12 protein-coding genes and 1 tRNA gene are annotated in these 13,386 nt (G+C 62.0%); 9 read left to right on the forward strand and 4 right to left on the reverse strand.

The genetic code is table 11. From position 1 onward, the window contains the following. Positions 1-2: 2 nt before the first annotated feature. Entirely contained in the window at positions 3-1,208 is a 1,206-nt protein-coding gene (locus AO268_RS00260; RefSeq protein ID WP_373562102.1) for a type II secretion system F family protein, read from the reverse strand. A gap of 218 nt (positions 1,209-1,426) precedes the next feature. Between AO268_RS00260 and AO268_RS00265 the strand changes: the two genes are divergently transcribed. From AO268_RS00265 to AO268_RS00280, 4 genes are all read left to right on the forward strand, one after another. Further along, on the forward strand, positions 1,427-1,837 hold the full coding sequence (locus tag AO268_RS00265) for a pilin (RefSeq protein ID WP_076963601.1): 411 nt from the start codon (positions 1,427-1,429) through the stop codon (positions 1,835-1,837). A 63-nt stretch (positions 1,838-1,900) separates the two neighbouring features. Continuing rightward, positions 1,901-3,307: an O-antigen ligase family protein gene (locus AO268_RS00270; protein ID WP_099167519.1), complete on the forward strand. Its 1,407-nt coding sequence runs from the start codon at positions 1,901-1,903 to the stop codon at positions 3,305-3,307. A 39-nt stretch (positions 3,308-3,346) separates the two neighbouring features. After that, positions 3,347-3,419, forward strand: a tRNA-Thr gene (locus tag AO268_RS00275). A gap of 137 nt (positions 3,420-3,556) precedes the next feature. Then, positions 3,557-3,862: a DUF6388 family protein gene (locus tag AO268_RS00280; protein ID WP_076963603.1), complete on the forward strand. Its 306-nt coding sequence runs from the start codon at positions 3,557-3,559 to the stop codon at positions 3,860-3,862. A gap of 66 nt (positions 3,863-3,928) precedes the next feature. Here AO268_RS00280 and nadC read toward each other — a convergent pair whose 3' ends face one another. Further along, the gene (gene nadC / locus AO268_RS00285) at positions 3,929-4,777 is read right to left on the reverse strand and encodes a carboxylating nicotinate-nucleotide diphosphorylase (protein ID WP_099167521.1); all 849 of its coding nucleotides are present in this window, start codon (positions 4,775-4,777) and stop codon (positions 3,929-3,931) included. 267 nt (positions 4,778-5,044) lie between these two features. Here nadC and AO268_RS00290 point away from each other — a divergent pair, with 267 nt between their 5' ends. From AO268_RS00290 to AO268_RS00310, 5 genes are all read left to right on the forward strand, one after another. After that, positions 5,045-7,201, forward strand: a complete 2,157-nt coding sequence (locus tag AO268_RS00290) for a DUF1631 domain-containing protein (protein ID WP_099167523.1) — start codon at positions 5,045-5,047, stop codon at positions 7,199-7,201. Positions 7,202-7,263: 62 nt separating this feature from the next. Beyond that, entirely contained in the window at positions 7,264-7,827 is a 564-nt protein-coding gene (ampD, locus tag AO268_RS00295) for a 1,6-anhydro-N-acetylmuramyl-L-alanine amidase AmpD (protein WP_076963606.1), read from the forward strand. Then, the gene (ampE, locus tag AO268_RS00300; RefSeq protein ID WP_099167525.1) at positions 7,824-8,660 is read left to right on the forward strand and encodes a regulatory signaling modulator protein AmpE; all 837 of its coding nucleotides are present in this window, start codon (positions 7,824-7,826) and stop codon (positions 8,658-8,660) included. The genes ampD and ampE overlap by 4 nt, the downstream gene beginning before the upstream one ends. A gap of 1,613 nt (positions 8,661-10,273) precedes the next feature. Continuing rightward, positions 10,274-10,978 carry a methyl-accepting chemotaxis protein gene (locus AO268_RS33605; RefSeq protein ID WP_373562103.1) on the forward strand — a complete coding sequence of 235 codons (705 nt, stop codon included), beginning with the start codon at positions 10,274-10,276 and terminating at the stop codon, positions 10,976-10,978. A gap of 129 nt (positions 10,979-11,107) precedes the next feature. Then, on the forward strand, positions 11,108-11,548 hold the full coding sequence (locus AO268_RS00310; protein WP_099167529.1) for a hypothetical protein: 441 nt from the start codon (positions 11,108-11,110) through the stop codon (positions 11,546-11,548). Here the strand turns inward: AO268_RS00310 and AO268_RS00315 are convergent. After that, the gene (locus AO268_RS00315; RefSeq protein ID WP_099167531.1) at positions 11,468-12,271 is read right to left on the reverse strand and encodes a TatD family hydrolase; all 804 of its coding nucleotides are present in this window, start codon (positions 12,269-12,271) and stop codon (positions 11,468-11,470) included. The two genes, AO268_RS00310 and AO268_RS00315, sit on opposite strands and share 81 nt — an antisense overlap. 2 nt (positions 12,272-12,273) lie before the next feature. Continuing rightward, positions 12,274-13,269 (reverse strand): catabolite repressor/activator, encoded by a 996-nt coding sequence (cra, locus tag AO268_RS00320; RefSeq protein ID WP_099167533.1) that lies wholly within the window; start codon positions 13,267-13,269, stop codon positions 12,274-12,276. Positions 13,270-13,386 lie beyond the last annotated feature (117 nt).

The raw sequence follows: 13,386 nt of genomic DNA on the forward strand, positions 1-13,386 counted from the left end.
GTTCAAAACGCCGTGCCAAGCTGGAAGATCGGCAGGTACATGGCGATCACCAGCGCCCCGACAATGCTGCCCAGCACCACCATGATCAGCGGCTCCATCAGGCTGGTCAGGTTGTCCACCAGATGGTCGACGTCCGTTTCATAATGGTCAGCGACCTTCTCCAGCATGCTGTCCAGCGCGCCCGACTCTTCGCCGATGGCCGTCATCTGGACCGCCATGCCTGGGAACAGGCCACTGGCGCTCATGGTTCGATTCAATTGCATGCCTATTGCCACGTCCTGGCGCATCCGCGTGATTGCTCGTGTGAAGCGCTCGTTGCCGGCGGCGCCGGCCACTGAGTCCAGTGCCTGTGCCAGCGGTACGCCGGCGGCAAAGGTGGTGGCAAGTGTACGGGCGTAGCGGGCGACTGCGGTTTTTTTCAGCAGTGTGCCTGCCAACGGCAGTTTCAACAAACCAGCATCCAGCCACAGGCGAAAACTGCTATGTCGACGGTAGCCGTGGCGTATCCCCCAGGCAGTCGCGGCCAGGGCCAGCAACAGCATCCACCAGGCGCCCTGCATGAATTCGGACAGCATGATAACCAGCAGGGTAAAGCGCGGCAGCGGTGTGTCGATGCCGGCGAACAGGCTTTCAAATTGAGGCACGACGTGGATCAGCAAGATGCTGCTGACCAGCGTAGCCACGAGCAGGACCACCAGCGGATAGGTCATGGCCTTCTTGATCCGCGCCTTGAGGCGTTGGCTCTTCTCCAGGTGGGTGGCGACCCGCTCCAGCAGGGTTTCCAGGGTGCCGGCCTGTTCGCCGGCCGCGATCAGGCTGCAATACAGGGGGGTGAAGCACTGCGGCTGTTTCAAGAGGGCGCCGCTCAGGCTGTTGCCGGCGGCAATCTCCTGCTTCAATCCCTGGACCATCGTGCGCATGGCCCGGCTGTCAAAGCCTTCGCCAATCATATCGAAGGCTTGCAGCAGGGGGATTCCTGCCTTCAGCAGGGTCGCCAGTTGACGGGTGAACAGCGCAATATCGGCTGGGGTGATGGGGTCGCGCAGGCCGGCAAGCAGGCTGGAGCGCATTTGCACCCGCACCGGGTTGATACCTTGTCGGCGCAATTGGGCCTTGATCACGGCCGGGCTATGGCCACGGGTTTCGCCGGACACCTTGCGGCCATTGCGCAGCGTGCCTTCCCAGGCGTAGGTGGCGGTGGGGTTCACGGTGACATCCTTCATCGGGTGCGACAGCTCATCGGCAAGTGACGATTGACAGCTTAGCCAGGCCTCTGTGTCTGTCAGGCTATTGGGCAGGGGAAAAATGTCAGATTGTGCGTCTTATGAGGGCCTGGCCCGGCGTGGATGAGTACACTGGCGCGGTTGTTGAGGGCAGGGCGCAGGATGTGCCTTGCGATGGGGTTTTATTCTGGAGAGTGAGTGTGATGCGTCAGAACGGCTTTACTTTGATCGAGTTGTTGATCGTCGTGGCGATCATTGGCATCTTGGCCACCATTGGCCTGCCCATGTATACCAAGCACCAGGCCAAGGCCAAGTTCACGGCGGGGTTGGCGGAAATCTCGGCGTTGAAGGCGGGCTTTGAAGACACCTTCAACCAGGGCACGGTGCCCACGCTGGCGCTGATCGGCGGCACCAGCCCGACCGCCAACTGCGTGATCAGCGTGGCGGGTGATGTGGCTGCGGGGACGGGCTCGATCGCCTGCGAGATCCTCGATGCGCCTGCTCCGATCCAGGGCAAGCTCATTACCCTGGCACGCAGTGCCCGTGACGGTTGGACGTGCACCACCAATGCTGACGAGCAGTATGTGGCCAAGGGTTGCGCTGCTGGCAACTGAGCCCCGGCCGCCCACATCAGTGACGGGAGCCCGGCATGACGGGCCCCCAAGTACAGGTTGCCCATGACGTTATCCGTGCAACAACGAGGCAGCGTGTTCCTGGTGGTGGCGCTGAGCCTTTTGCTACTGGGCATCACCCTGTCCTTCAGTGGGCATGACTGGCAGCGTGTGATGCAGGTCGGCGTCGGCGTGTGTGCGTTGCTCTATGGCCTGGCGACTCCCGCCGGGCGGCTGGTCGACAAGCCCACCGCTATCGGCCTGGCACTGGTGTTTGGCCTGGGCCTGGTCTCTGCGTGGTGGGCCCACCAGCCACTCTGGGCGTTGATCGAGTGGGCGCTGATGATCACCTGCGGGGTGATTGCCGCGGCTTTTGCCCGGTTGCGGCGCAATGGCGATCAAACCCTGGATCAGGTGCTGATCCTGTTTGTGTTGCTGCTGTGCCTGATCAAGGTCCTGCAATATGGGTATGCAGGCGTGCTGGCGTTTACCAGTGGCGAACCGACACTGGACACCGACCTGCTGCTTTCCGGGTTCTCCAACAAGCGCTTCTACGGCCAGTTCCAGACCTTTACCTTGCCCTTGCTGGCGTTGCCGCTGCTGCTTGCGAGTACCTCGCGGTTGGCGCGTGGGCTGGTGTTCGCCCTGTTGTGTGCCTGGTGGTTGATTGCAATCAGTGGCGGTACCCGTGGCACCTGGCTGGGCATCGGCGTTGCGGCAATCGTCCTGGCTTGCCTGGGGGCGGCGGGGCGTCGCTGGTTGATCTGGCAGTTGGCTGCACTGTGCGGCGGGCTGTTCTTGTACTGGTTGTTGTTCACGGTCCTGGCGCGTTACCTGGGGCTGGAAATTGCCAGCCTTTCCAATGACCGGCTCACCACCAGCCTTTCCGGTCGTGAAGTGATCTGGTGGCAAGCCTGGGAGATGATCCGCGAACGGCCATGGCTCGGTTTCGGGCCGATGCACTTTGCTGATATCCCCAACCCGATTGCCGCCCACCCGCACCAGGCAATCCTGCAGTGGGCCAGCGAATGGGGCGTGCCCTCGGCCCTATGTGTGGCGCTGCTGGCGCTGCGCGGCGGTTGGGCCACGTTGATGGTCATTTATCGGCAAGGGGCGGTAGGGTCAGCGCAAGACCTGCTGCGCCTATGCCTGTTTGCCGCGCTGCTGGGCGCAACGCTGCAGGCCATGGTCGATGGGGTGATGGTGATGCCCTATTCGCAACTCTGGTTGGCGCTGGTGGTGGGCTGGTTGATGGCATTGCATCCGTGGCGCACGCCGGCTATCGAGCCGATACCGCTGTTGTACCGGGCCTGGCAGGCGTCGGCGGTGTTCTCGGTGGCGTTGCTGGTATTGGTCGTGTTCCGCGACCTGCCAGGCGCCACCGAGCGCAGCCAACACTACATCGATATTGCCAAAGGCCATCTGCAGCCACGCTTCTGGGTCCAGGGCGTCATTGCGCCGCACATCCGGTAAGTTGCCGGGCGCCCAATGCAGTGCTAGCTTTAGCCCACCGCCCGTGTAGCTCAGTTGGTAGAGCAGCGCACTCGTAACGCGAAGGTCGCAGGTTCGATTCCTGTCTCGGGCAAAAAGGCACCACAGTTTTCAGATGATCCCAGAATGGTTCTGAAGGCCAGATGAACCGGTATTCATGCCCGTTCTTTTGTATCTGCGCAACCTTGATGACCCAGATGCATCCCCATTCCTCGATCTTAAGAGAACGACATGACCACGACAGCAATGACCCAGGAAGTGCGGCACGCAGCAGCCCTCAAGCAGTACCTCGAGGAGTCGCCGCAGCTTAAGGAAGAGATCAAGGACCTGAGCGCTGATGACCAGCGCGACCAGATCCAGTGGGCATTCGAGGACGAGGCCGAGAGCCAGGGCTTCCAGCCTTGGGAACTGACCCTCAAGTACACGTCCACGCCGGAAGAGTTCGAGACGGCACGCCTGGCCCTACACAAAGAGGCGGCCGAGGTGTTGGGTGTCGAGTGGGAAGAGTACTGCGAGATGAATGATTTGGTGGTCTAAAAGCAGTGGCAGGTTTCAAGCCGCAAGTGTCGCCAGGCGCGCTTGCAGCTTGAGGCGTGCAGCGACTCAGAGACTGAGCCGCATCGACAAATCCACCGCCTTCACATCCTTGGTCATCGCCCCGATGGAGATGTAGTCCACGCCGGTCTCGGCAATGGGCAGCAAGGTGCTTTCATTGATCCCGCCACTGGCTTCCAGCTTGGCCTTGCCGCCGTTCAAGCGTACGGCTTCGCGCATGTCGTCCAGGCTCAACTCATCCAGCATGATGATATCGGCGCCTGCCGCCAGGGCTTCGCGTAACTCTTGCAGGCTTTCCACTTCGACTTCCACCGGCTTGCCTGGGGCGATCTTGTGGGCGGCAATAATGGCCTGGGCAATGCCACCGCAGGCGGCGATATGGTTTTCCTTGATCAGGAACGCGTCATACAGGCCGATGCGGTGGTTGTGGCAACCGCCGCAGGTCACCGCGTATTTTTGCGCCAGGCGCAGGCCCGGCAGGGTCTTGCGGGTATCCAGCAGCTTGACCTGGGTGGTGGCGACAAAGTCCGCCAGGTACTGCGCGCGCGTGGCCACGCCCGACAACAGCTGCAAAAAATTCAGCGCACTGCGTTCCCCCGTCAGCAATGAGCGGGCGGGGCCTTCGAGGTGGAACAGCGCCTGGTTGGGGCTGACGCGTTCACCGTCGCGCACCTGCCAATGCACAGCAACCCGTGGGTCCAACTGGCGGAACACGGCATCGACCCAGGCGGTGCCGCTGATGACGGCGGTATCACGGGTGATGATCGTGGCCTTGGCCAGCCGTTCGGCCGGGATCAATTGCGCGGTGATATCGCCGCTGCCGATGTCTTCCAGCAGTGCGCGGCGCACGTTGGCTTCGATTTCGGCGGTGAGGTCGGCGAGGCGTAGATTCGGCATAGCGGGCTCCACATACAAAGTGCCTCGATTATAGGGGCATGGCAGCGCCGAACCCAAGGTATGCCGCCATAACCTGCCTGATTACAAAGCGCCTACAGAGTTTGCTGGCGCTAGAGGGGCTATTTGCAAGATAATCTCGCGCCTTGCAATTGGCGTCATAGCTTTGACGTCTCGGTGATCTACAGATAATCGCAGCCCCCGCCAGTATTCCATCGGCGGTTGCCGCGAGCGTTCACAAAACCGAACCCGTCGTTCCAGGAGGCCAGCATGCACAATGACGCAAAGGTGGTGCCGATCAATAAGATCGCCGCACAAGCGATGCCGTCGCCGCTCGCCCGCCTGCCCGTGATCGTGCTCCAGGTGCGGGACAAGGCCACGCAGCAGCTCGACCGGGGTTTGCAGGAGCTGTTCGATAACGCCGACGACACCCTGTTTGAAATGGCCGATAAGGCCCGCAACAGTGCCGACCACAATATTTTCTTTGAAGCCATGCGCGACCTGCGCCTCAAGCGCAAGAACTTCGAGCGTGTGTTCATGGAGCAGCTCTTTGCCGCGTTCGCCAACCTGGGGCAGGCGGGGCAGGGTGAGTTGCTGTTGCCGACGGTCTCCTACGACGCGGCGCCGGGTGTGTCGGCCGACGACCTGGAAAAAGCCGTGGCCCTGGAGGCCATGCTCGACAAGGTCATGCACCGTGACGGCCTGGCCCTGGGGCAATTGACCGCCCGTCTGGGCGCGTTGTTGGGCAAGCGCCTGGATGACCGGGAAAACCCCCTGGGCCCGGCGATGCTCTGCGAGTTCTTCCTGCGGGCCGGACGCAGCCTGGGGGTGGAGATCCGGGTCAAGCTGATCATTTTGAAACTGTTTGAAAAGTACGTCCTCAGCGATGCCGACCTGCTGTACGGCGAGGCCAACCAGTTGCTGGTCGCCACCGGCGTGCTGCCTGAACTCAAGGCCGTACCGTCACGGCGGGCCGGCGAGCGCGCCAGCCGGGCCCGTCCGCCCGTCGAGGCGGCCCCGGCGGCCGGCCAGGCCGACGAGGCCGAGCAACAAGTCTTCGCCGCCCTGCAAGAACTGCTGCTGACGGTACGCGGCAGCGTGGCCCCGACCCTGGAGGCCAGCGCCCAGGCCCAGCCCATTTCGACCCGCGACCTACTGCGCCTGTTGTCCCATCTGCAGCAATATGTGCCGGAGCCGGCGGTCGAGGACGATTTTGACCTGCGCCGCCAATTGGAAGAACTGCTCACCCGGGTTAGCGTCAAGAGTGGCAAGTCGCGGGTAGTGGAAGAGGCCGACGAGGATGTGATCAACCTGATCGCCATGTTGTTCGAGTTTATCCTCGACGACCGCACCTTGCCTGAGTCCCTCAAGGTGCTGATTGCGCGCCTGCAGATTCCCATGTTGAAAGTGGCCGTGCTGGACAAGAGTTTTTTCAGCCGTGGCAGCCATCCGGCGCGGCGCCTGCTCAATGAAATCGGGACCGCCGCCATGGGGTGGGGCAAGCGTGACGACTATCAGCGCGACAGCCTGTACGTGCGCATCGAGCAGGTGGTGCAGCGCCTGTTGAACGATTTTGTCGATGACCCGGCGATTTTCTCCGTGCTCCTGCACGAGTTCACCGCCTTTACCCAGGACGAGCGCCGCCGCAGTGAGCTGCTGGAACAGCGTACCCGCGACGCCGAGGAAGGGCGCGCCCGCACCGAGCAGGCCCGGCAGCGGGTCGCCGATGCGGTCAACCAGCGCTTGCTGGGTAAGGTCTTGCCGCATGTCGTGGTGCAGTTCCTGCAACAGGCCTGGAGCCAGGTCCTGTTGCTCGAATGCCTTAAGCACGGGCAGCACTCGCCGCAATGGCAGACGCGGTTGCGGGCCATGGACGAATTGATCTGGAGTGTCGGCCTGAGTGAGGACACCGAGGCCGGCCGTCGTTTGCTGGAGCAATTGCCCGCATTGCTCAAGGCCCTGCGTGATGGGCTGAGCGAGGCGGCGTTTGATTCCTTTGTCACCCGCGAGTTTTTTATCCAGTTACAGGCCTTGCATACCCAGGCGTTCCAGGGGGCGACGCTGCCCAGCGTGGCGCTGGTCGAGGTGCGCGAGGACTCGAACGCGGCGCTGCCGTGCGAGACGGTCAGCCTGGCGGAGGATGATCCCGACCTGCTCAAGGTCCGCCAATTGCGCATCGGCAGTTGGGTGGAGTTTCGCGAAGATGAGGAAAACACCCTGCGCTGCAAGCTGACGGCGATTATCGCGCCGGCCAACAGCTATATATTTGTCAATCGTACCGGCCTCAAGGTGCTGGAGAAAACCTGCACCGAGCTGGCTCTGGAGTTCAAGCGTGGCGCGGTCCGCACCCTGGATGATGCCTTGTTGTTCGACCGTGCGCTGGCGTCGGTGATTGGCAGCCTGCGCCAACTCAATCGTGCCAAGTGATCGCAACCACCCGGCGGATCACGGCATACTGAGCGCTCTCAAGTCTTGCGCAAGGAACCTGTATGCAGTTGGACCCCACCAGCGGTTGGTGCCAGGGCATTGCCCATTGCCCATCGCCCAACTTCAATGAACGCCCGGGCGGCGAGATTTCCCTGTTGGTGGTGCATAACATCAGCTTGCCACCGGCCCAGTTCGCCACAGGCAAAGTGCAGGCGTTTTTCCAGAATCGCCTGGATGTCACGGAACATCCCTACTTTGAAGGCATTGCCGACTTACGGGTTTCTGCGCACTTTCTGATTGAGCGCGACGGTGCGGTGACGCAGTTTGTCTCCTGCCAGGACCGTGCCTGGCATGCTGGCGTCTCCTGTTTCGAGGGGCGCGAGACCTGCAATGACTTTTCCCTGGGGATCGAGCTTGAAGGGACTGACGAGCAACCCTTTACCGATGCCCAGTACCACTCCCTGATTGAACTGAGTCGCCAATTGCTGGCCGCTTACCCGGGTATCACGCTCCAGCGCATTTGCGGTCATAGTGACATCGCCCCAGGACGCAAGACCGATCCTGGACCGGCTTTTGATTGGGCGCGTTTTCGCGGCGCCTTGCAGGATGGAGGACATGCACAATGAGTTTCCTGGTGTTGGTGCTGGCGGTGTGGATCGAGAAGTTCTCGGCCTTGCGTTCGCGGGTACAGCGCGATGGCCGTTGGTTGCGCGAACTGGCCCGGCTTGAATCGAGCGCGCGGTTGGGCAAACAACCCTGGCTGATCCTGGTGCTGCTGGTATTGCTGCCGGTGGCGCTGCTGGGGCTGTTGCTGCTGGCCCTGGAGCCAGTGGCCTATGGCTTGCTGGCGCTGCCGGTGCACCTGCTGGTGGTGATCTACAGCCTGGGCCGCGGCGATCTGCTGGGCCAGTTGGGGCCGTTTCGCGATGCCTGGCGCCGGGGGGACCTGCAAGCGGCGGAACATGTTGCCGAACGTGACCTGGGCATTGGCGCGGACAGCGGCGAGCAACTGCTGGAGCGGGTCCAGGGCCATTTGCTGTGGCAGGCCTACCAGAGCTTTTTTGCGGTAATTTTCTGGTACTTCCTCCTTGGCCCGGTGGTGGCCCTGGCCTACCGCCTGCTGGCGCTGGCCAGTGAGCACGGGCAGAACCCGCTGGTGGTCGAGCGTGCCGGGCAATTGCGCCATGCATTCGACTGGTTGCCGGTGCGGTTGCTGGCGGCGAGCTTTGCCTTGGTCGGCAACTTTGTCGCGGTCAGCCGGGTGATGCTGCATGAGCTACTGAGCTGGGATATCAGTGCGGCGCAACTGGTGGAAAAAGTGGGCCTGGTGGCCGGCGAAATTCCTGCGCCGGTGGTGGGTGCCGAAGGGATCAATAGTCTGGACCGGTTGTGGGAACTGCTGCTGCGCGCCGCCGTGTTGTGGTACGCCGGGTTTGCGATCTGGACTGTCTTGCCCTGAAAAACAGCTCTTGTGAGAGCGGGCTTGTGTGGGAGCGGGCTTGCCCGCGATGCGGTGTAGCAGTCAAAAAATCCGGTACTGACACACCGCTATCGCGGGCAAGCCCGCTCCCACAAAGAGCCCGTAGTGGCTTCAAAAATCGGTCGGCCGCCAGGCCCCGCTGATCGCGTTAACCTTAAGTTACAAAACTCCCCGCCGATTTAAGCTATACAGACAGCGCGCCCAATAGTGGCTTTCTGCCGCTGCCCTGCGCCGTCAATAAAAATAAAAGAAAAGGGAGTTCATCTGTGAAGAGCTTGCTCTATCCCGCCATCGCCCTGATGAATCGCCTGAGCTTCGGCATGAAGTTCAGCCTGATCAGTGTGTTGTTTTTCCTGCCGATGCTGGTGACCAACTATTACCTGGTACGCGACTCCTGGCGTGAGTTCCAGGGCACGCAGGTTGAGTTGCAGAGCCTGGACCTGCTGGGCAGCAGCCTGATCCTGCGCCGCGACCTGGAAACCCTGAACAATCAGGTGCAGATCAACGCCACCCTCGGCCAGGCGGGCAAGGCGGGGGATATCGAAAGCCGCATCACCGCCCTGGAGCAGCGCGTACTTGAGCGCATGCAGGGTTTCCAGGCGATGACCGCCGACCCCGAGCAGGTTGCGGTGTTCGAGGGCAAGCGCGATGAGATGATCGCTGCCTTCAAGGCCCAGCAAACGGAATCTTCACTGTTGAGCAAAAGTGCCTTGATCGGCAAATTGCTGAACACGGCGCAGATGTTCAGCCAGATCATCGCCAGCCACTCGGGGTTGAGCCGCGATGCCCAGGGCGATGTACGCCAACTCAGCGAACTGGTGACCAGCGTCACCCCGCAAGTCACCCAGACCCTGGGCGAAGGCCGGGCCATGGGCGCGTACTCCCTGGGTCAGGGCTTTCTCAATTCATCGTCCAGCACGCGCTTTGACGAACTGCTGCAGCAATTGGAAAAACTCCAAGCCGAATACGGCTTGAAAGTGCAGGACGCCCTCGGTTCCAGCAAGGCCGCCCATGCCTCGTTGGATGCCTTGGCCCAAGCCAGCCAGGCCAGCCTCAAGCAGGCCAGCGAGTTGTTTGAAGAGCAGGTGGTGATGGCCGAAACCCTGGAGGCCCCGTGGCAGACCTTCTATGACGAAGTGACGGCCTTGATGGCCAAGACCTATCAACTGGACGACGCGACTCTGTCCTTCCTCGACCAGCAACTGCAACAGCGCCTGGCCCAGAACCGCACGCACATGGTGGTGCTGGTCGCGGCGCTGGCGGCGGTGTTCCTGCTGATCTTCTATCTGTACGGCGGTTTCTACGCGTCGACCCGTACCACCCTGCGCCACCTGGGCGCGATGATGGATAAGGTCGCCGCCGGGGACATGACCGTCAGCTTCAAATCCCAGAGTCGCGATGAGCTGGGTGAATTGGGCGAGGTGTTCAATGGCACCGTGGCGAAAATCCATGACCTGATCGAGCGGGTCGGGCAGACCGTCCAGGAAGTCGAGCATCAGGCCGAGCAAGTGGAGTCGGTGTCGGCGCGCAGCAACCAGGCGGTGTCGGGCCAGCGCTGCCAGATCGAGCAGGTGGCGACGGCCATGAACCAGATGTCGGCGACTGCCCATGAAGTGGCGCGCAGTGCGGCGGCGGCTGTCAGCAGTGCCCACAGTGTCAACGATGAAACCCTCAACGGGCGGGGCCTGGTGCAATCCCAGCAGGGCAGCATCGCGCTACTGGCCTCGGAGATTGACCAGTCCGTGCTGGTGATCAACCAACTGGCCATCGACAGCCAATCGATCAGCAGCGTGCTGGAAGTGATCAAGAGCATTGCCGAACAAACCAACCTGCTGGCACTGAACGCGGCCATCGAGGCGGCGCGGGCGGGTGAGCAGGGCCGTGGGTTTGCCGTGGTGGCCGATGAGGTACGCACCCTGGCCCGGCGCACCCAGCAGTCCACCGAAGAAATCGAGCAGATGATTACCAAGTTGCACCTGGGCGTTGGCGCGGCCGTGAAGGCCATGGGCAGCAGCCATACCATGGCCAGCGGTACGGTCGGGCAGTCGGAAAAGGTCCAGTTGGCCCTGGAAAATATCCTCGGCGCAGTGGGCATGATTGTCGATCAGAACCAGCAAATCGCCGCGGCAGTGGAGCAGCAAACGGCGGTGGCCCATGACATCGACCAGAACATCGTTGAGATTAATCGGGCTGGCGAGCACGCGTCCCAAGGCGCGCACCAGACCGAAGAGGCCAGCCGGCAATTGTCTTTGCAGGTGATTGAATTGAAAAAGCTGATCGGCGCCTTTCGCGTGTAAGGCATGTCTGTAGGTTTTGTTTGTTGGTGATGTAGTGCATGTCCTGTTTTCCCGTGTGAGCTTTTTTTGTCGCGGGATTGGGTGAGAATTTGTTTCACACCCCATCCAGCGCTTCCGGGAGGCAGGGCCATGACCGCGACAACTCCAGGCGTGAAAGGGCATTGCGCCCATTGTGATATCACCTTTGTACTCAAGCCCTGGCAGCTCAATGCCATTGCTATCAGTGAGCCCTTTGACTGCCCGTATTGCCACAAAGTCCTGCTGCTCAATTGTCCCAGGCAACTGCGTCAGTTGAGGTCCCTGGACAACCTGGCTCTGCTCCGCCCGAGCATGCTGGTGCTGACCTGCGTGGCCTTGTTGGTGGCCCTGGTGGTGGAGTGGGTCGGCTTGATCAGTAAGGTCGGGCAATTGAACGTGTCGCTGGTGGCGATCCTGATTCACTTCCTGACCCTGCGCCACGCCCGGCATCGGCATCGCATGACCCTGACGCTACAGGCGGTCAACCCCGTTGTCGAGCGGCCAGTTGAACACTTCGCAGGCGTTGCGGGTACTCGCTTCGGCCAACACTGAAGGGCTGATGCCCATGTGTGCGGCCAGGGCCCCGCAGATCGCCGGCAAGTGCTGCGGGCTATTGCGTTGGCCGGGGTACATGGCGGGCGCCATATCCGGCGAGTCGGTTTCCAGTACGACCGAGTCCAGCGGCAACTGAGCGATGACCTTGTGCATGCGCAGGGCCTGGGGCCAGGTCGGCGCACCGCCCAGGCCCAGCTTGAACCCCAGCTTGATGTATTCGCGGGCTTCTTCGCGGCTGCCGGCGAAGGCATGGATGATCCCGCCCCGGGGCAGGCGGATGCGCTTGAGGGTGGCGATAACCGCCGCATGGCTGCGCCGCACATGCAGCAGCGCCGGCAAGCGGAAGTCCACGGCCAACTGCAATTGGGCTTCAAACAACGCTTGCTGGCGCTCGCGGTCCAGGTGCTCAAGAAAGTAATCCAGGCCGATTTCCCCCACGGCGCACAGTTGGCGATGGCCCTGGAGGCGGGTCAGCCAGTCGCCCAATTCGATCAGGTCGGCGGGGCGATGCTCATCCAGGTACACCGGGTGCAGGCCGAAGGCCCCATGCAGGTCCGGGTCCTGTTGCGCCAGGTCCCAGAGCCGCTGCCAATTGCGCTGGTACACCCCCAGCAGCACCATGCGTCGCACACCGAGCTGGCGGCTGTGCCTGAGCACTTCGTCGCGGTCAGCATCGAAGTCCTCGAAGTCGAGGTGGGTGTGGCTGTCGATCAGCTCCACGCCTACGCCTCGTGAATCCGCTGCTTGAAGGTCCGGCCAATGGCATGCACGCCCGGCTGGTAGTGCTGTTCTTCAATCGCCGCCAGCGCCAGGCGCAGGGCTGTCTCGGCAATCAGCGCGTGTTGCTGGGCCATGGCGTTGACCGGCAGCGGCAGGAAGTCCAGCAACTGGGTGTCACCAAAAGTGCCCAGGCGCAGCGGCCGCGACTTGAGCGGGAAGTCGTGCAGCGCGTCAAATACCCCTTGCAGCAGAACGTAGGAAGTGGTGACCAGCGCATCGGGTAAATGCCCCAGGCGTTGCAGGAGTTCTTCCATCAACTGGCGGCCACAGTCGCGGCTGAACGCGTCGCCGTGCTCGACCAGGACCTCACCTTCAAAGCCTTGCAGCGCCTGGCGGAAACCCGCTGCGCGTTCCTGGCTGATACTCAGCTCAGGGTGGGCGCCAATCAACGCGATTTGCCGGGGCAGCGGGTGCAGCAGGCTGCTGGTCAATTGCTGGCAGGCCCGTCGGTCATCGCTGACCACCGAGCAGAACTGCTCAGGCGCCATCACCCGGTCAATGGCAATCACCGGCAGGCCCTTGGCTTGCAGCTCGCGATAACTGTCGTCGCTGGCGGGCAGGCAACTGGCAACGAACAACGCATCGCAACGCCGCGCGCGGAACAGTTGCAGCAATTGGCGCTCACTGTTGGCATCATCGTCGGAGCTGGCGATCAGCAACTGATAGCCACGGGCCCGTGCGCCTTGTTCCAGCAGCTTGGCGATCCGTGCGTAACTGGGGTTTTCCAGGTCCGGCAGGATAAAGCCCAGGGTGCGGGTATGCCGGCTGCGCAACCCGGCGGCCTGGGGATTGGGGGTAAAGCCATGCTCCTGGACCACCGCCCGCACCCGTTCGACGGTGGCGGTGCTGATCCGTTGCTGTTGGGCCTTGCCGTTGATGACGTAGCTGGCGGTGGTCACGGACACACCGGCTATGCGTGCAATATCACTGAGTTTCAAACCGGGATTTCCTTGTTTTTTAGAGCTTGCCCCGACATTTTGTCCAATCCTAACCGATTCCTGCACACGACCATTGTCGCAGCTCAAGCGCCGAGTGGTGCTTCAAGGATGAAGAAT

Origin of the sequence: Pseudomonas sp. ICMP 8385 (genome assembly GCF_002699915.1) — a bacterium.
Classification (GTDB): Bacteria; Pseudomonadota; Gammaproteobacteria; order Pseudomonadales; family Pseudomonadaceae; genus Aquipseudomonas; species Aquipseudomonas gessardii.

What these genes read in the sequence shown, in the direction of transcription:
- AO268_RS00310 (WP_099167529.1), top strand. Translation starts at nt 11,108, where the DNA reads ATGACCGCGACAACTCCAGGCGTGAAAGGGCATTGCGCCCATTGTGAT.
- AO268_RS00270 (WP_099167519.1), top strand. Translation starts at nt 1,901, where the DNA reads ATGACGTTATCCGTGCAACAACGAGGCAGCGTGTTCCTGGTGGTGGCG.
- ampD (WP_076963606.1), top strand. Translation starts at nt 7,264, where the DNA reads ATGCAGTTGGACCCCACCAGCGGTTGGTGCCAGGGCATTGCCCATTGC.
- nadC (WP_099167521.1), bottom strand. Translation starts at nt 4,777, where the DNA reads ATGCCGAATCTACGCCTCGCCGACCTCACCGCCGAAATCGAAGCCAAC.
- AO268_RS33605 (WP_373562103.1), top strand. Translation starts at nt 10,274, where the DNA reads ATGTCGGCGACTGCCCATGAAGTGGCGCGCAGTGCGGCGGCGGCTGTC.
- AO268_RS00290 (WP_099167523.1), top strand. Translation starts at nt 5,045, where the DNA reads ATGCACAATGACGCAAAGGTGGTGCCGATCAATAAGATCGCCGCACAA.
- AO268_RS00280 (WP_076963603.1), top strand. Translation starts at nt 3,557, where the DNA reads ATGACCACGACAGCAATGACCCAGGAAGTGCGGCACGCAGCAGCCCTC.
- ampE (WP_099167525.1), top strand. Translation starts at nt 7,824, where the DNA reads ATGAGTTTCCTGGTGTTGGTGCTGGCGGTGTGGATCGAGAAGTTCTCG.
- AO268_RS00265 (WP_076963601.1), top strand. Translation starts at nt 1,427, where the DNA reads ATGCGTCAGAACGGCTTTACTTTGATCGAGTTGTTGATCGTCGTGGCG.